The 17,620-nt window shown below is 34.9% G+C and carries 20 protein-coding genes; all 20 read right to left on the reverse strand.

Annotation, left to right across the window (positions count from 1 at the left end):
- Positions 1-211: 211 nt before the first annotated feature.
- Positions 212-1,096, reverse strand: a complete 885-nt coding sequence (gene galU / locus CD29_RS01555; protein ID WP_036182069.1) for a UTP--glucose-1-phosphate uridylyltransferase GalU — start codon at positions 1,094-1,096, stop codon at positions 212-214.
- Between the two features lie 242 nt (positions 1,097-1,338).
- A complete protein-coding gene (gene hpf, locus CD29_RS01560) occupies positions 1,339-1,890 on the reverse strand; it encodes a ribosome hibernation-promoting factor, HPF/YfiA family (RefSeq protein ID WP_036182071.1) in 552 nt (183 codons plus the stop codon).
- Between the two features lie 341 nt (positions 1,891-2,231).
- On the reverse strand, positions 2,232-2,624 hold the full coding sequence (locus tag CD29_RS01565; RefSeq protein WP_036182072.1) for a PilZ domain-containing protein: 393 nt from the start codon (positions 2,622-2,624) through the stop codon (positions 2,232-2,234).
- Between the two features lie 294 nt (positions 2,625-2,918).
- Positions 2,919-3,323: a flagellar export chaperone FliS gene (gene fliS / locus CD29_RS01570; RefSeq protein ID WP_036182074.1), complete on the reverse strand. Its 405-nt coding sequence runs from the start codon at positions 3,321-3,323 to the stop codon at positions 2,919-2,921.
- Positions 3,324-3,353: 30 nt separating this feature from the next.
- Positions 3,354-3,713 (reverse strand): hypothetical protein, encoded by a 360-nt coding sequence (locus CD29_RS01575; protein WP_036182076.1) that lies wholly within the window; start codon positions 3,711-3,713, stop codon positions 3,354-3,356.
- Positions 3,714-3,733: 20 nt separating this feature from the next.
- Positions 3,734-6,247, reverse strand: coding sequence for a flagellar filament capping protein FliD (gene fliD / locus CD29_RS01580; RefSeq protein ID WP_036182077.1), 2,514 nt, complete (start codon positions 6,245-6,247; stop codon positions 3,734-3,736).
- Between the two features lie 18 nt (positions 6,248-6,265).
- Entirely contained in the window at positions 6,266-6,631 is a 366-nt protein-coding gene (locus CD29_RS19865) for a flagellar protein FlaG (protein ID WP_036182079.1), read from the reverse strand.
- Between the two features lie 165 nt (positions 6,632-6,796).
- Positions 6,797-6,991, reverse strand: a complete 195-nt coding sequence (locus CD29_RS01590) for an MPN domain-containing protein (RefSeq protein WP_052123942.1) — start codon at positions 6,989-6,991, stop codon at positions 6,797-6,799.
- 221 nt (positions 6,992-7,212) lie between these two features.
- On the reverse strand, positions 7,213-7,452 hold the full coding sequence (locus CD29_RS01595; RefSeq protein WP_036182080.1) for a hypothetical protein: 240 nt from the start codon (positions 7,450-7,452) through the stop codon (positions 7,213-7,215).
- A 78-nt stretch (positions 7,453-7,530) separates the two neighbouring features.
- Complete coding sequence (locus CD29_RS20850; RefSeq protein WP_036182081.1) at positions 7,531-9,921, reverse strand: flagellin N-terminal helical domain-containing protein; 2,391 nt, start codon at positions 9,919-9,921, stop codon at positions 7,531-7,533.
- A gap of 162 nt (positions 9,922-10,083) precedes the next feature.
- A complete protein-coding gene (gene csrA, locus CD29_RS01605; protein ID WP_036182084.1) occupies positions 10,084-10,299 on the reverse strand; it encodes a carbon storage regulator CsrA in 216 nt (71 codons plus the stop codon).
- Between the two features lie 4 nt (positions 10,300-10,303).
- The gene (fliW, locus tag CD29_RS01610) at positions 10,304-10,741 is read right to left on the reverse strand and encodes a flagellar assembly protein FliW (RefSeq protein ID WP_036182085.1); all 438 of its coding nucleotides are present in this window, start codon (positions 10,739-10,741) and stop codon (positions 10,304-10,306) included.
- Positions 10,742-10,766: 25 nt separating this feature from the next.
- Complete coding sequence (locus CD29_RS01615) at positions 10,767-11,321, reverse strand: DUF6470 family protein (protein WP_036182086.1); 555 nt, start codon at positions 11,319-11,321, stop codon at positions 10,767-10,769.
- A gap of 52 nt (positions 11,322-11,373) precedes the next feature.
- On the reverse strand, positions 11,374-12,276 hold the full coding sequence (gene flgL, locus CD29_RS01620; RefSeq protein ID WP_036182087.1) for a flagellar hook-associated protein FlgL: 903 nt from the start codon (positions 12,274-12,276) through the stop codon (positions 11,374-11,376).
- Between the two features lie 15 nt (positions 12,277-12,291).
- Entirely contained in the window at positions 12,292-13,947 is a 1,656-nt protein-coding gene (gene flgK / locus CD29_RS01625; RefSeq protein ID WP_036182088.1) for a flagellar hook-associated protein FlgK, read from the reverse strand.
- A gap of 64 nt (positions 13,948-14,011) precedes the next feature.
- Positions 14,012-14,512 (reverse strand): flagellar protein FlgN, encoded by a 501-nt coding sequence (locus tag CD29_RS01630; RefSeq protein ID WP_036182090.1) that lies wholly within the window; start codon positions 14,510-14,512, stop codon positions 14,012-14,014.
- Positions 14,513-14,532: 20 nt separating this feature from the next.
- Positions 14,533-14,793, reverse strand: coding sequence for a flagellar biosynthesis anti-sigma factor FlgM (gene flgM, locus CD29_RS01635; RefSeq protein ID WP_036182092.1), 261 nt, complete (start codon positions 14,791-14,793; stop codon positions 14,533-14,535).
- A 181-nt stretch (positions 14,794-14,974) separates the two neighbouring features.
- Positions 14,975-15,385, reverse strand: a complete 411-nt coding sequence (locus tag CD29_RS01640) for a TIGR03826 family flagellar region protein (protein WP_036182096.1) — start codon at positions 15,383-15,385, stop codon at positions 14,975-14,977.
- 117 nt (positions 15,386-15,502) lie between these two features.
- Positions 15,503-16,111, reverse strand: a complete 609-nt coding sequence (locus CD29_RS01645) for a ComF family protein (protein ID WP_036182098.1) — start codon at positions 16,109-16,111, stop codon at positions 15,503-15,505.
- On the reverse strand, positions 16,108-17,550 hold the full coding sequence (locus CD29_RS01650) for a DEAD/DEAH box helicase (RefSeq protein ID WP_081976104.1): 1,443 nt from the start codon (positions 17,548-17,550) through the stop codon (positions 16,108-16,110). The genes CD29_RS01645 and CD29_RS01650 overlap by 4 nt, the downstream gene beginning before the upstream one ends.
- Between the last annotated feature and the right edge of the window lie 70 nt (positions 17,551-17,620).

A 17,620-nucleotide genomic window follows, 5' to 3' on the forward strand; every position in this document is an offset into this window, starting at 1 on the left:
ATGCTTGCTCAAACGACCTCAAGCAAGCGCTATATTTTTAATACTATTAACTATTATATTTATAAAGGATAGGCAAATATGTTTCAATAACAATATTTACCTTGGCTCTTGGCACATTAAATCTCGCAAATAAGTTACGAGTCCCCTAGGTTCAGAAAAATAAAGGGCCACCCTAAAAATAAAACCTTTTGAGGGGCCCTGCCTAAAAATTCTACAATTCCTCTTGAATAAATGTACGCAAGTATTGGCGTAATCGATCTTGTAAATCTTCGCGCTCTAATGCAAATTCAAGTGTCGCTTGGATAAAACCGAATTTACTTCCAATATCGTAAAGCTTTCCAATAACATCTTGTGCAACAATACGTTCACTATGATTTAATAATTCAATCGCATCTGTTAACTGAATTTCTCCACCAACACCTGGTCTTGTCGCTTCTAACGCTTTGAAAATATTTGGCGTTAATACATAACGACCCATAATAGCCAGGTTAGAAGGTGCATCTTCTGCTTTTGGTTTTTCAACAAATCCTTTTACCTCAATCGGTTTTCCTTTTTCAATGCCGTTTGCTGGATTGATAACACCATATTGATGAACAGCACTCATCGGTACTTCTTGAACACCAATAACAGACGCTTGTTCTTTTTCATATGTTTTAATTAATTGCTCTAGTGCAGGAGTTTCTGCATTTAACACAATATCTCCTAAAAGAACGGCAAATGGCTCGTCCCCGATGAAACGATGTGCACAGTAGATCGCATCTCCTAAACCTTTTTGCTCTTTTTGACGGATATAGTGGATGTTGGCAAGGTTCGTAATATCTTGAATTTCCTTAAGATCATCCCACTTACCTTTTTTCGCAAGTAATTCTTCAAGCTCATACGTTTTATCGAAATGGTCTTCAATAGCGCGTTTATTACGACCACTAATAATGATGATATCCTCGATCCCAGATTGAACAGCTTCTTCTACGATATATTGAATCGTTGGCTTGTCCACGATTGGTAACATTTCTTTTGGTTGTGCTTTTGTAACAGGTAGGAAACGTGTACCTAAGCCTGCTGCTGGAATAACCGCTTTTCTAACTTTTTGACTCATTTCAACAACTCCGATTCGTATTATAAAAATAAAAATTAATTTTGATTTTGATAGATACAATAATTGTACTATATTCTTTTGTTAAATTCGTTAAATTTCCATAAATTAATACTAGCATAAAAAAGAATATCTTCAATATATTATCCCGAATAATTGTAACTATTTGGATAAAAGGAGGAAAATGAGCACATAAAAACCTCGATTTAGGAGGAAATTTTCCTAAATCGAGGCTGGAAAGGCTGTTATTGAGTTTCAATTAAACCGTATTTACCATCTTTACGTTTATAAACGATGTTTGTACCGTTTGATTCTGCATCTGTGTAGATGTAGAAATCATGGCCAAGTAAGTTCATTTGAAGAATTGCTTCTTCATCGTCCATAGGTTTAAGGCTAAATTGTTTTGTTCGAACGATTGTGAATTCTTCTTCGTCAGTTGTTGTTTCTGGAGCTGTTCCATTCGCTGCGTAGAAGATCCCTACACCTTCACGTTCACGGAACTTACGGTTTACCTTTGTTTTGTGTTTACGAATTTGTCGTTCTAATTTATCGACGATTAGGTCAACTGCTGCATACATGTCATTATGACGTTCTTCTGCACGGAGTGTTACGTTTTTCATTGGGATAGTGACTTCCACTTTTGTTTGCTTGTCGTTGTAAACTTTCAGATTGACATTGGCTTTGGCTTCAAAATCTTCGCCAAAATAACGCTCAATTTTTTCAATTTTGTTCTCAACATACTCGCGTATTGCTGGAGTTACCTCAATGTTTTCACCACGAATGTTAAATTTAATCATGTAAACTCCTCCTTTTAGTCAATTGCGCCTTGGCTTTTTTTACTTCCTAGATTTTTTCGAGCACGCTCGATCAAACCTGTGGCATCCGCCAGTGGCTATAACTGCATTCAGTGATAGTTAAACTATACTGATAGTAGTATCTTCGTCTTAAGCTAACAACATTCATCATTGTAAAAACTATGTGAATGAAGTTAACCCTTAGTAAATATATTCTACATAGTGTGAAGAATATCCTGCCATTCCTGTCGAAATCTTTCATTATCTAGCAACAAATTTCGCATCACCTGAGATTGATATAAAAGACTCAACAAAGTTAATCATATATACGATTTGGAGTCCAATTATTTATATTTCTTTGCAAATACCTCTTTTTTTCTACGCTGCTTCATCTCGTTAATGATTAAATCCACTATGTCTGGCTGGTCAACAATTTGAACCCCTAACTGTTTACCTTGTCCAAATCGTTTTGACCAAACGACCTCACCTATGACACGAATATTTGTCACATCGAGAACGAATTGGACTTCTAATTGTAATGGCTTACTTTTACTTTCCCCAATTTCGACATTCGTATATATTTTTATACCTCGAGGACTTAAATCGAGAATTTTACAAGGATGACTAATATTAATGATTTTATCATTGGCTTGTTCATCCTTATCTATAAAGACGAAACTGGCTTCAATTGGTTCATTAAACACGAACCGAAAGCCTTCTTGCCTTTTAAATTGCATGGAGTTTCCTCCTATACTTATTAGTTACTTCTTACTATTATTATCTTCCTTACGTTTGGGAAAGTCGAATAAAATCATTGGTTTGTGAAGTGAATTTATTAAGGATGTTCAAGGATTTGTAAAAAATATTAAGGGGATTATTTGTGTTTGGTGATATGAAAATTTGAGTATTTTTGGATTATCTGAATATGTCTTGTGTTGAGATTGGGTATCTTCGGTTTATTGAATAATTATAGGGAAATATAATAAAAAGCTCTGCAGGAAATTTCTTTCATGCAGAGCCGGTAGTTACTATTAAATTTGTTGTGCATTACTAAATTGTTGTTGTCGTGTAATTTGAATGACTTGCTTCCAAGTGTCGCGGAACTCAGTTGTAAGACCAATTACTTCATCGATAATTTCTTTATTGTTATTGATATTTGCCTCCATTAGACGTCGATTCATATAGTCATATAACGAAAGCATTTGTTGACCAACTTCTTGATCTGTTTTTAACGTAACCATCAATTCATGGATAATGGCTTGAGCTTTTTGAATGTTTGTGTTTTTTTCTTGAATATCATTTGCGTCAATCGCCATTTTCGCTTTAGTCAAAAACTTTAAACAACCGTTGTATAACATTAATGTCAATTCACCTGGAGAAGCGGTTGTAACACTATTTTGTTGATATGCATTAAATGCTGCATTGTTTGTTACCAATGTTAACACTCCTTTTTTAGATAGTAGAGATTATTTTTTCTTATCGTAATATTTGCCATCCATCACTCGAACAGATGAATAGGGATTAATATATTGTTTTTCCTTTTTCTTTGCAGTTTGTAGGGTTTTCATATCTGATTTTACTTCTTGCATGACTGTTTCCAATCGTTCACGAATTCCTCTGTCTAACTCTATGAATATGGCGTGAACTTTGTTTTCAGGATTTATTTTGAATCCTTCATCTTGTAATAAAGCTAATACTTTCCCACGTTGATCCAGCTGACGATCAAGTTCTTGTAAAAACGTGTCCCTTTCTTCTCCCTTTGGAACCTTTTCTAATAACTGAAATAGCTTCGCTGAAAGTTGCAGGAACTGTTGCTCATGATCCATTGATGTCAACTCCAATCAAATTAATAAAATTGATTCATTAACATAGTCGATTGATTATTCGCCTTGCTAATCATCGTTTCCATTGCGGAGAACTGTCTCCAATAGCGATTTTCAATATCAACTAATTTATCCTCAAAAGAGTCAATACGCTTATTGACATCGCGCAAGTAATTTCCAAGTGTAAACTGAGTTTCATTCCAAGTAGCTTTACCAGCTCGTTCATCGATATTATTCTCAATGGTATCAATCGTTGTACGAATTTTACGTAATATGCCGTTTGTATTAATTTTTTTAGTTTCATTATTAATAGTAAATTCAGCTTCTTTTTCACCGCTTAATGTAAACAACTGAGTTACTGCATCGGGATCTTCTTCAAGAGCTTTTTGTAATTTAAACTCGTCGATTTCTAAAGTTCCACCCGACCTATAATCCCGTGAAGTCGTAATCCCAATATTGAATAATGTGTTAAATTTCGAATTGGAGACAGCAGGATTTGATTCATAGATTAAACTTCTCAATGAAGAAAGACCATTTTGAATAATGGCATCACCGCGCAACATACCACTTTTCGCTTTTTCCTCCCAAAGTTCAATCTCTTTTTCTTCCATTTCTTTACGTTGAAGGGATGTTAATGGTTTAAAATCACGATATTTTGTTTCACTTGTTTTATTTTTTAAATCTGTAATTAAACCGTTGTAAGTTTTTACAAATTCTTTAATTTTATCAATAATTTCATTGACATTGCTATTAGATGTAAGTTGTACTGTATTTACTTTAGTTTCTGCATTAACATTCGTTTGATTAATCGTTTTGTCAGGATTTAAAATTCCTGCTTCTTGTGCATCTTTTTCTGCTGTATCCAACGCATATTTAGCATTCGTTTCGCGTGCAATTGCAGCTTCATAATCCTCTTTTGCTTCAGTGTAATTTTTATGAAGTTGATCTTGTTTTGCTAATTTTTTAAATGCATCTTGTTGTGTGGTTGAAATATTATCCCATAGACTTTGCTTATCTCCTAATTCACCAACTGTGACCGTATCAGTGTTTGAATCGTAAGTTAGTTTATCTTTAAGAGAGTTATACTTCGTTTTTAAATCATCAGCACTTGCTTTTGCCTTATAGGTAGATAAGTTACTAAATAAATGGTCTAACTCTTCTTTATCATATGATTTTAATGCATTTTTCAAATCATCATTAAAACCAGTAAAACCGCTAATCTCATTACGAATTGTATCAATATCTTTATTACTATCATAGGTGAAATCTGATAACTTCGTGAAATCCTTCAATTTGTTTTTATATTCTTCGTATTTCGCCTGTTCTTTATAAATTGCGATCTCCGATTGATTCGAGAGACTTAATAAGTTGTTATCCGTAATAGTTAATAAATTTTCTTTATTTTCTAAGCTACTTTCGTTAATCGCTGTTTTAATAGCATTAACAGATAATCCATCGCCTAGTTCGTCAAAAAACTTTTTTTCTGAATCAGAAAGGTTTTTCCAAATGTTATAAGTTTCCTGTTGGGATAGATTTAAGGTTGCGTATGTGGGACTTACCCCAAAAGCTGCTAAATATGCGTAGTCATGGTCTTGTGCATAACTTTTGGAAGTGTCATTACCACCAAAATATTTATCCTTCTCACCTACTATTGGAGGTTCAGAATCTGTTGAGCCATTAAGTACAATATTTTTTGCAGTTTTATCTTCTGTAGCAAGTTCCATCTCTTTTAATGCTGCTTTATATTTTTCAGCAAAAGTACTTTTAATATTAAATTTCTCTTTTAAAGTAACACTGTAGCCCGAGATAGTAAAACTGTTCGTAGATCTCTCCGTTGCAATACCATTTACCTGAAAGACTGCATTTGTTCCATCTATAGATTGAACAAGCCCTTCAGCATCAGTTGAAAATCCGAGTTTAGTTAAGATTGCATCATTGCTAGCTACAATCTCAATTTCTCTACCTTCTTTATTGTCCCCCGTATTTTTAGCCGTAATTGAAAATCGACCATTTTCAAAAACCATTGTAACTCCAGCTTTACTTGAGTTCACTTTGCTAACAAACTGATCCACAGTCATATCTTCTGTAATTTCAATTTTTGTTGCAGTATCCGCCATCTTACCATTACTTTGAAGTGCTTTTAATTCAATAAATCCTGTCCCCGTTAAATCACTAACTTTTGAAGTATTCGTTAAATTTACTTGAGATCCAACTGCACGTGCTGCTGTTGCAAGTTGGGATACTCCTTCAATTGATAGCGTTCCTGAAGCTGCGCTTGTAGCAACAGCAGTTAAATAATCTGAATTTGACGATGTTACGGTTTTCGGATTCATACTTTTTAATATAAAATTATCGGCAATATACGTATCAAAGGTTTTTAATTTTGTATTAATTTCTCGATATGCATCTCGTTGCCATTCATAGGTTTGTTTTTTCTGTTCTAGTTTATCTAAAGGTGCACGTTCAGCAACCAATAACTTTTCTACTAAACTATCGATATCCATACCAGAGGCTAATCCGCCAATTCGCATTGTCATCTTTGAATCACCCAATTCCTATATCTTTTTATCTATAATCATTCCTGCTAATCTTTGCATCTCATAAAATACATCTAATAATTTTTTTGGAGGAATTTCTCTTACAACTTCTTCAGTTTCAGAATTTACAAGTTGTACAAAATATTGTTCTAATCCCTCATGGTAAATAAATTTTAGCTCACTGTTGTTAATTTTAAAGAACTCATTTACCGAATCAACTGCTTTTTGTAATTTTTCGCTAGACTGTTCTTGTTTATTTTCTGTAAAATTTGGTAGGTGTTCTTCAACCCTATCCTGTTTTACAGCATAATCTTGATTTACATTTTCTAGTTTATTATTTGAAGCTACTTTATCTATTGTATGGCTATGAGAATCTATACGCATAAATCTATCCTCCAAACAAAAAGTATCTTGTTATTATTATCGGTTGATTATTTTAATAGTTTACTTTTTGAATGAAAGTGGAGTAATTTCTTTCAATAAATAGCCCCTACTTTTCAATAGGTAGTGGTGAATTATGAAACTATTTTATCCTCAAATGTGGGCAATCTAGATGCATGTTTGTTGATTCCTCGTATCCAGGCATATTACCATAGAGTGCTCTCGATCCACGTCACCTAGAAATTCCTTGATTAATAAATAAGCATTATGAGCTGAACAAATACGACGATTCTTGTACATCAATATTTTCTCCTCACTAACTTCACCTAATGCTACAGGTTTTACAGGTTGTTGCTTTTCCATGTGAATTCCTCCTAAAATTAAAATCGACCCTACTCCGATGATTGAAGTAGAGGCTTTGTCACTTGATTCTTGAACATCTGATGTTCTTGTTTTGTTGTTACTGATTATGTATTTTTGTAACTTTAGATTCGGTGTGCAACAGGGGGAATTGTAATATAAGTGTACTTTCGGGGCACAATTGATTTTCTTTGTTTTCCTTAAAAAAAGCAACATCCCCAATCCTAATTGACTTCGGATTGTAGCTGCTGCTCTAAGGAATGTACTCCCTGATTTAATGTATTCATTTGCTCTTGCAACCTGCTACGCTCAATTGGCGTAAGTTCATTGTCACGAGCATACTCTGCAAGTTCTTTCATCTCATATAGCTTGTTCTCTATCTGTTCTAAGATAGCGTCTCTCTGTCTACCCCATTCAACCTGTTCTTCTAGAAATTTTTTATGCTCCTGTTGATCTTTGTCCATGGGTCACCTCCTATTGAACAACCTTTTACTGTTAAAAAAGAGACCCTAGCATTGCTAGAGCCTCTAATATTGTAATTATTAACGTAATAATTGAAGTACTCCTTGTGGTTGTTGGTTTGCTTGAGCCAACATAGCTTGAGCAGCTTGAGAAAGGATAGAGTTTTTAGTTTGTTCCATCATTTCTTTTGCCATATCTACGTCACGTACACGAGATTCAGCAGCTGTTAAGTTTTCACTAGCAGTACCTAAGTTATTAATTGTGTGCTCTAAACGGTTTTGGAATGCACCAAGTTTAGAACGCTCTGAAGATACTGATTTGATTGCCCCATCTAAAACCTCAATTGCTGCTGTAGCAGATTCAGATGAAGTAATATCTAGAGAATACTCTTCAGTTGTATTACTTGTACCATTTGTCGCTGCTGTAGTTGATGTCCACTTAGCACCAGCAATAGCCTCACCATTACTGTTTTTTATAGCTTCAGTATTATCTTTAGAACTGATTCCTAATGCATCAGAACGCATATCATTAATATTTACTGCAAATGTTTGACCATTGTTAGCACCAATCTGCATTAGTAATGATTGATCGTTTACTCCGCCTTCAACTTCAAATGTTGCAGTACCATTTGTAGCATCAGCTATATCCATAGTCAATCCATTACCCCAGTCTATACTACCTGCAGTAATATCAGCCGAAATGTCAGTTTTGCTTGCTATAGTAGTTGCTCCAAGCTTTAGCTCGGCTCCTGTTGTTGCGTTATCAACCACATCAAATGTTGCAGTTCCAACAGCAATTGGATCCGCACCCGTTGTAAATGAAATTCCATTACCGAAATTATATGATCCGTTTGATGCAAGGTTAATTGTTCCTACACCAGATACTGCGTCTCCATTACTATCTTGGAGTTCAGCCGTATATACATCAGCATTTTCAACTACAATTGTTGAACTTTCTTCATTACCAGTACCAGCAGTGTAATCCGCAAGATTATTACTTAATGTAACTTGTACACCAGTAGCTGCATTTATTGTATCCCCAAGTGATGCAGCATTATATGCACCGCCATTCACCGATACATTAATATCATTTTGAATATCAAAATCTGTTGTTTTTCCTGTAATTAAAGTATTTCCATTTCCAATATCAAGGGTAAAATCAACACCGTTTGCATCAGTAATTGTCGCAGTTCCTGTTACATCTGTCGCATCTACTGTTACACTACCTTGTGAAGTAGCACCTTTAAATAGTTCGAGTTTAGTGTCAACATCAAAGGTATTAGAACCAGACTCATTAGCTCCATCCATAGCAGTATTAACACCAGCAACTGTTGTAAAAGAAATACCAGTTGCTGTACCACCACTAAATACCTCATATGTTTGTACATTGTTATCCAATGTTACAGCATCACCAATATTGACTCCAAGTGCATCTTTAAATTGCGCAGTGAATACACCTGATGTTCCAACTTCAGCAAATTCAACAGTAAATCCATTGCCTGCAGCAACAGAAGCTGTGTCACTAAATTGCACACCACTAATATAGTTAGCATTTGCTGTACCGGCTGAAGTGCTTCCAGCTACCGCTGTAGATTTAATAGAATATGATCCATCTACACCTGCATCATCAGCTATTGCTACAGCAGTAATACCTGTATTTCCACCATTTACAAAAGAAGTAACAGAATCTAAACGTTGAACATCAACAGTAGTAGTTCCCGTTGAAGCTGTGTTTGCAACCGTAACTGAACCTACAGTATCTTCAATTGTACTAGAATCGCTATCTAATGATTTTGTTTGAGTTAAAGAAACATCAATTTTATAAGAGCCTTCATTTAATCCTGTTGTAGATGCAGCATCAATGTTAGAAATGCCTGTTGAAGCATAGTTTTCATTAGCAGTAGACTGTGTTACAGTATCGGCAATTACTACACTATAGTTTCCTGCTTCTAGACTTGACTTATTATCTAATGAAACATTTGATACTGTTGTTGTACCTGCTGCAAATGGGTTATCAGTAGTATTTAAATTCACAACCCCAGCTTTATCAGAAATATTACCATTTAATAATGACTTTTTATTAAATTCTGTTGTATTACCGATACGGTTAATTTCAGAAGTTAATTGGTTCATTTCTTCTTGAAGATATTGACGGTCTTCTAATTCATTTGTACCGTTGGCTGCTTGGTTTGCAAGCTCACGCATACGTTGTAGGATAGAGTGAGTTTCGTTTAACGCACCTTCTGCTGTTTGGATTAAAGAGATAGCATCTTGCGAGTTACGAGAAGCCATATCTAGACCACGGATTTGTGAACGCATTTTTTCAGAGATTGCTAGACCTGCAGCATCATCACCTGCACGGTTAATACGTAGACCTGAAGATAATTTTTCCATTGATTTTGCTTGTCCTGCATTACCAGCAGTTAACTGACGGTAAGTGTTAAGAGCAGCAATATTGTGATTAATTCTCATTATTAGTTCCTCCTTGGAATTTACTGCTCACATCCTTGTGAGCATTTTGTGTATGTACAAGAAATTCGAGTCGGCCGTTCTCTATTTTCTTGCTTACATATTTAATATCGGATTGACTCGAATTAGTTTAATAGTTTTTAAAATTTTTTTGTGAAATTTCGACTATTTTTTTGTATTTTTTAATAGTTCGATATTCTTTACTATTGCTTCTATATTGGAAGCTGATACATCTTGTCTAAGTTCACCGCGAACGACTTCTATATTTCTCGGAGCTCTAATGCCAATCTTCACCTGTTCCCCTTTTACTTCTGAAATAAAAATCTCTACGTCTTCCCCAATCCAAATCGTTTCACCAACTTTACGAGAGAGTACTAACATATACTCACCCCTTTACACTTTCAAAAGAAATTTTATGTCGGATTGCGTAGTCTTCATTGTCTAAAATGACTTGTTTTGCTTTTCTATTATTGGTATTTAATACAATTGGGGCTTTTAAATTCACTGTTGAATCAGAGAGCGTATCTTTTAATGATACTATTGCAAATACAGCTACTTCGTTTTCGTTTTGAATATTTAAGGAGTGAAGTGTCGCTTCATCTAACTCAAAATTATAATTCTCTGTTAAAGCGTACGGGCTTGTTATTATAAAAGCTAGACCTTCTGTTCGTGTCGATTGTAGTATTTGGAATACACTATTTTCTTCAATGGGCAAAGAAACAAAATTCTTTTCTTCCTCAAAGCCTGGGATTCCATGTTCAAACCAAATCATTTCCTTTGGATTGATCTCTATTTCACCCATATATGCTGTTTTGATTTTCATATTTTTAACTCCTTTTAATTAAAGGTTAGATGATCCAATCAATTTTTATAGACGGCTTTTGTAGCATTTCCACATCTACTGAGCCTGGTGTATATTGATGTATTGGTTTATTGATCTTGGTATTGTTAATTACTTTTTGTGGTTCCACATTAATATCTAATTTCGCTGGATCGAAGTTAATCTTTACACTACCAGCTTGTGGCGTAAACTTAATTCCTAAACTAGTGTACGTTTGTTGACCCCAACGTTTGGCATGTTCAACAATGGGATTTCCCCCATTTTCAATACGCATGAGATCATTGCCTTCCTGGGCACGCCTAGCAACTCCTTCTAATGACTCTTGCATTGCTTTTTGGGTAATTTCAGCAGTCCTACTACGAGTATTTTTCATCTCTAAATCTTCTCTTGCTTGAAAAGAATCAATAGTCAACTTTGATTTTGATGTTTCAATGGTTAGTTTTGCTTTTGGCTGTTGAAGGTCAAGGTCTGCTTTAGGTTGTTCTATTTTTTGAATAGGTTGTTGTATGTTTAGGCCAATTTGTGCTTTAGTTGTTTGAATTTGAAGTTTTGGGAAATTCATCTTTTCTCCCCCTTTAAAGAAAGCGTTTGGAGACTAGTCCAAACGCTTTTCATTATCTTAGAAAATCAACTAATGTTGGTTGAATAATTCGTCCACCTACAGAAAGGGCTGCCCGGTGTATTGATTCTTGAGTAATCATTTCCGTAATTGCTTTTTCATAGTCAATGTCTTCATTTTCAGACATTCGTTTGGTTGCAATAATCTCTTGTGATTGGAGACGTGCATCCATTAATTCGACACGGTTTTGCCGAGCGCCAATATCAGCTCTAGTTTTTATTAATTCATCCATATTATTAGAAATTGTTTGCAGATGCTGTGAAAGATCTTTACCAGTTTTGCCAGCAGTAATATCTGAGTTTATTTGTTGGAATGTACGATCAATCTCATTAAATAATTCAATTGGTGTCGTGTTTACTTTTAGCTTAATACCATCAAACACTTCAATTTCAATTGATTTTTCGAATGCTTCATCAGTTGTTGCTGGATCAGAACCAGTTTCATATTTCTTTGTATCTGTATTAAAAGGTGGGGTAGTTGTTTTCGTACCACTAAATATATATCGATTTCCTATTTTTGTATTAGATAAATTTTGTACATGTTGTCTTAACTGTTGTAATTCACTATTAATTTTTTCGCGGTCTTCTTTTGTATTAGTATCACTTGATACCTGAACCATTAATTCATTAGCACGTTGTAATGTTGAACCGATTTTATCGAAAGTATCATCTGTTGTATCTAACCAATTATACGCTTCACCAATATTTCGAGAGAATTGTTCAACATTATTTAATTGTGTTCGGTACCCAATACCTTTCATAGCAACAACTGGATCATCAGAAGGGCGAGTAACTTTTTTTCCAGTATTGATTTGCTCTTGGATTTTACCCAACTTAGAGTAGCTGTTTGATAGATTTTTAAGCATATTTCCCGAAAGCATTGATTGTGTGACACGCATTGTTGTTACCTCCTACTATAATCCAACTCGACCCAAGCCGTTTATGATTTTATCTAATGTTTCGTCGATTACAGTAATCATTCGGGCATTTGCATTATAGGCTTGCTGGAATGTAATCATATTTGTCATTTCTTCATCAAGAGAAACTGAACTTATGGATGCACGGCGTTCAGTAACTGCTTGTTGAAGAGTTTGAGCGTTGTATTGTAATCGATAAGCTTGTTGACCATCTACACCAAGTTGACCAATTAATCCTTCAAAATATGTTTGCACACTTACATCCTCTAGTGCATCAATCTTAGTGAATTTAACATTTGCAAGATTTAAGGCATTTTTACCGTTCCCAGGTTCCGGATTAGGAATAAATACACCTAAAGATTCTTCTATTTCTTGTGAATCAGAAGCAGCGATTAAATTTTGATCATTAATTAGGCGTGAAGAAACATAAATATTACCAGCAGTAATACCATCTACTGCTTCATTATCATTTGGGTTAACCGCACCATTTTCCACGAAAAAGTTTTCACCAGTATTTCCACTTAAATCGGTTCCCAATTTATGCACTCTATTAAACTCACTTGCAAACTCCTGTGCCATTAGATTCAAGTTTGAAAGCATTTGTGGGAGTAGTCCTCTTTCAATGGGAAGTCCATTTGCGTCAATACCAGATTTGTATCCATATGATTCTACAAGACCTTTATATTTTCCTAATGCGCTGAAACTACTAATGTTATTTATAGTTTGTTCGGTTGTACTCCAATCGTTACTTAAAAATGTTTCTGTTTTATCTTCATTAACTTTTACTATATGTAATCCAGTAACCGCACCGTTTGGGGTAATTCCATCTGTTTCTGTATCAAGTCCAGAATTCCTAAGTTGTGCATAGTTTTTTCCATCTACAAGTTTTATCGTTTTACCATTTGTTAATTTTAATGAAACCGTTAATGATCCTTCAGCAATAGCTAACGAATTACCACCAGATTTTACTTGTTCAATTTCAACAGGAAAATATGTTGATAGTTGATCTATTAAATTATCACGAGCATCGTATAAGTCATTTGGCATGTAACCATTTGGTTCTACAGCGATAATTTGTTGGTTGAGACTAGCAATTTGTTCGAGTATTGAATTTGTATCCTTTAATAATATCCCAATTTCTTCTCCGGCATTTTCTTTTAGTTGATTAATTGAGTTGGACATATAGTGAAAAGAATCAGCCACTGCTATAGCTCTTTGTACTACTACAGCACGTGCTCCACCATCTTCTGGATTCACGTTTAAATCTTGTAGAGAATTCCAAAACTCGTTCATTGATTTTGCTAACCCATAATCTGAAGGTTCATTTAAAATATCTTCCATTTGTGTAATGTTATGCGATCTTGCTTCCCAATAACCAAGCTTATTTGTCTCTTGTCTAAATTGTTTATCAACAAAATCATCTCGAACACGTTGAACTGCAGAAGCTTGGACTCCTGTACCGATAAATCCAGCTGTTTTTGGAGTATCTAAACCTACCCCAGGATATCCTAATGTAGGTTCCATATTTACTTTTTGACGTGAGTAGCCAACTGTATTCGCATTACTAATATTATGCCCTGTTGTATATAAAGCGCTTTGCTGTGTGAATAGTCCGCGCTTGCTTGCTTCTAAACCCATAAATGTGGAGCGCATTAGTCGTCTCCTCCTTTAAATCAAAAATTTAGTGTGGAGGATTACTCCACACACACTTTACTTCTTATGCTTGCGAATCAAAAATTGATTTTTTCGGTTGTACATTTGGCCCTTTTACTTCTTTACCTGTGTAATTTATTTGTGTTTCAGGTGGGCGTACCAGTTCAAGCGACATATTAACAAATTGCAATGATTGAAAAATAAGTTTTTGATTTAACTCGTTCTGACTTTTAAGTTCATCAACGACTTGCACTAAGCGAGATCGTACTTGTTGCAATTGTTCACGTTCATTTTCGGAATTAGCAACATCGATAACATCAGCAACAGTAGGGATGTCAGAGAAATCGATTCCTTTCGATTTTAGGTAATCCGTTACCATAACTTGACGCTGTTTTTCGATTGTTTCGATAGCCGCTACATGGGATTGTTCGTTTTTTAATATTTGGTAAAGTTCAACCATGTCACCCTTTTTAACAACTTCCGTTTTTTTCAGGGCCAGTTCAAGCAAACTTTTATGCACTTTTTCAAGTTTTTCTAGAATCTCTACGATTGGTTGTACTGACATTGGTTTGAACTCCTTTTGTATTATTTACGGTAATATTTCAACAAATCTTCAGCTACTTTACGTGCATCAACTTTATATTCACCAGATTCGATTTGTTGTTTGATTGCTGATACTTTTTCAGCTCGCTCTGTATTTACTGTTGAATTGACTTGCATTTCTTTAGCTGCAGATGAAATTTCAATTTTGTCTGCGAAAGGTGTATTTGCACTAGCAGATTTAATTTTTTGCTGTTGTTTATTGTAAGGATTAATATTATTAACGCCATAAGAAGTAATTTTCACAATTACCCCTCCTTTCATAATCATTGTTACTTATTATTTCGGTAAGTTCACAAAAATGTTAATAACAAATTCAAAAAAACAATCTTAAAAGGTAAAGTGAACAAAAAAACTTACATTTTGGCTTGAATTACTTTCAATACATAAAAACATTGATAGTATAGTGCCAAAATGTAAGCTTGTATCAATTCCTTTCAGATAAATATGTCCCTTTTTCACGATTCTTAATTTCTTCCCTGAATTCTTTTGCAGCTTCAAATGTTCTTAAATCAGATTTTAACTCAGAAGTACAATTTTCACAAAGCTTTCCTTGATTTGTAAGGCGACCACAATTATCACATGGATAGCCTAAATTTGGGAAAACTGCAGGATGCAAACGTCCTTTACGAACCCAAGTGTAAAGCATTTCTTCTTTTACACCAGTCGCTTCAACAATACGCTCAACTGTTGCAGCCCTATTTTCACGTTTTCTAAGAAAACGGTAAACAATTTGATACATATCTTCTTCTTGTTGAGCACATTTGTGACAAATGTCTCTTACACCTATATAGTTAAAAAACTCACCACAGCTTGGGCAATTTCTTAATTCAGCCATTTATATTCCCCCAATTAATACAGTTCTATATGTTTTATCTATTTTTAGTTAAATGCTACTATCCAACTTTCAAAAAGTAAATGAAGTTCACTATTTTTATAATTTTACATGTAAGGATTAACCTCTAATTAATGTAAATGCCTTTACTGATCTTCCTCCTTTTTGTAATAGTAAGTTTTGCGCGTGTTTGATGGTAGTTCCGGTAGTAATAATATCGTCCACAAGGATAATATCTTTATTTTTCACGCTGACATTTTGTTTTAGTTTGAATAATTGAGGTGTGTTGATCCGTTCTTCACGGGATTTCTGAGCTTGTGTTTCAATGGTTAGTTTTTCTAAGAAATGTTTAAAGGGGATATTTGCTGCTATTAATAGTTCATCTATGTGCGCAAAGGTTCGTTCTTTAAGTTTTAATTCGTGAATTGGAATGGGAACGATGATTTCTTGGCGTTTGGACAAGTGTTTTCTTAGTTGATTACGAAATACTTTCGCAAGGACAACATCATGCATAAATTTATATCGATGAAGGTAATCTTGCATTTTGTCGTTGTATTTAAATAGTGAAATTACATCGGCTGAATTTTCGGTTTTGAGTACAGGCTCAAACTCATTCTCACATTCCGCACAAATTGTTTTAGGGTATTCATTCCCCAATAGCGATTTCCAAGTCACACTATCATTAAGTGGTGTACCACACAGTAAACAATCATATATTTCCTTCTTCAATCCACTCCCCTCCCAAAACCCATTTTATTTAATCTCAAAATTTCATTTTTCGCTTCGTCCATTGCTGTTGTAATCCCGTGATGAAAGTAGACTATATCACCATTTGCGAAATCTACATTACGCCCAACTCGTCCGCTAATTTGGATAAGTGCACTAGCTGTAAATATTTTTGATTCAGTTCCAACAACTGCGACTTGTACATTTTTGATCGTAACTCCTCGTTCAAGGATGGTGGTTGTGAGTAAGCCAGGGATTTCCTCATTGCGCAGTTTCATCACTTTTTCTTTCCGATCCGTATCATCTGCGTAAACGCTTAAAATATTTGGGTGAATTTTTTTAAATAACGGTGTCGCTGTTTTCATTAATTGGATTGTTGGGAAAAAGATTAAAAAAGGCTCTTTGTATTGCAGTCGTTGTTTTGTCCAATGAAGTAGTTTTGGTGGAATTGCCCCTTTTTCAAAAGGTTTATTGTAACTCCACAGTGATGCAAATCGTGGTACTGGTAGTGGCTGGCCGTGGAATCTTCTTGGAATAAATGAAACGCCCCATCCTTCTTTTTTAGTTTGGGCTAGTATTTTCGTAGAGGGTGTGGCGGTGACAAAAACGGTAGGCGCTTTGTATTTTCTAGCTTTAATAACTGCTTTTTGTAGCGATTCGTCAAATGTATATGGGAAAGCATCAGCTTCGTCGACAATGACAACATCAAATGCATTTTCGAATCTGTAAAGTTGGTGAGTTGTTGTTATGATGAGCTCCGCGTAGCCTGATTGATGTGGTGAGCCACCGTATAGAGCATGAATCGTGGTTTTTGGGAAAACTTTTTGAAATCTTGGCAATAATTCAAGCACCACATCGGTTCTTGGAGTTGCGATACACACACGGTCTCCCCGATTTAGTGCGAAGTAAACTGCTGGGAATAAAATTTCGGTTTTACCTGCCCCAGTTACTGCGTGAATAAGGTGATTACGATTTTGCCCTAAGCTTTCAATTAACTCATTGGATGCTTTTTGTTGAGAGTCAGTAAACTTACCTTCCCAGTCTAAAACATGATTCCCTTTTGATTTGACAAATGACCCCTTCCATAAAATCAAATCCGTACAGCTACTCATTCTCCCCATATTAATGCAATGCCTACAATAAAAACACTTATTTTCACATTTTGCACAAAAAAACTCGATAAATTTCTGTTTATTACTATTATGGCAACGATTGCATTTGTACTGCTTTTTCGTAAATGGGCCGACAGAATTTGATTGAATAGAGATAGCTTTTATAGTATCGAAATAACCTTTTTCAATATATTTCTCAATCTTCCCCTCCGGAAACCGTGTATGATTTCTAGTCCAAATACGCCCTATAAAAAAATCCCGAATTTGAGGTTCTACAATAATGCCTTTATACAATTTAAATTTACTAGTTTTATTAAGTTTTAATCTCAACGATTATTCCTCCTCATCCGCACAATCGAGTAGAGGGAAAATAAGTTAACTTATTTTCGCCCCTCTCACA

This window comes from Ureibacillus manganicus DSM 26584, assembly GCF_000772945.1.
Taxonomy (GTDB): domain Bacteria; phylum Bacillota; class Bacilli; order Bacillales_A; family Planococcaceae; genus Ureibacillus; species Ureibacillus manganicus.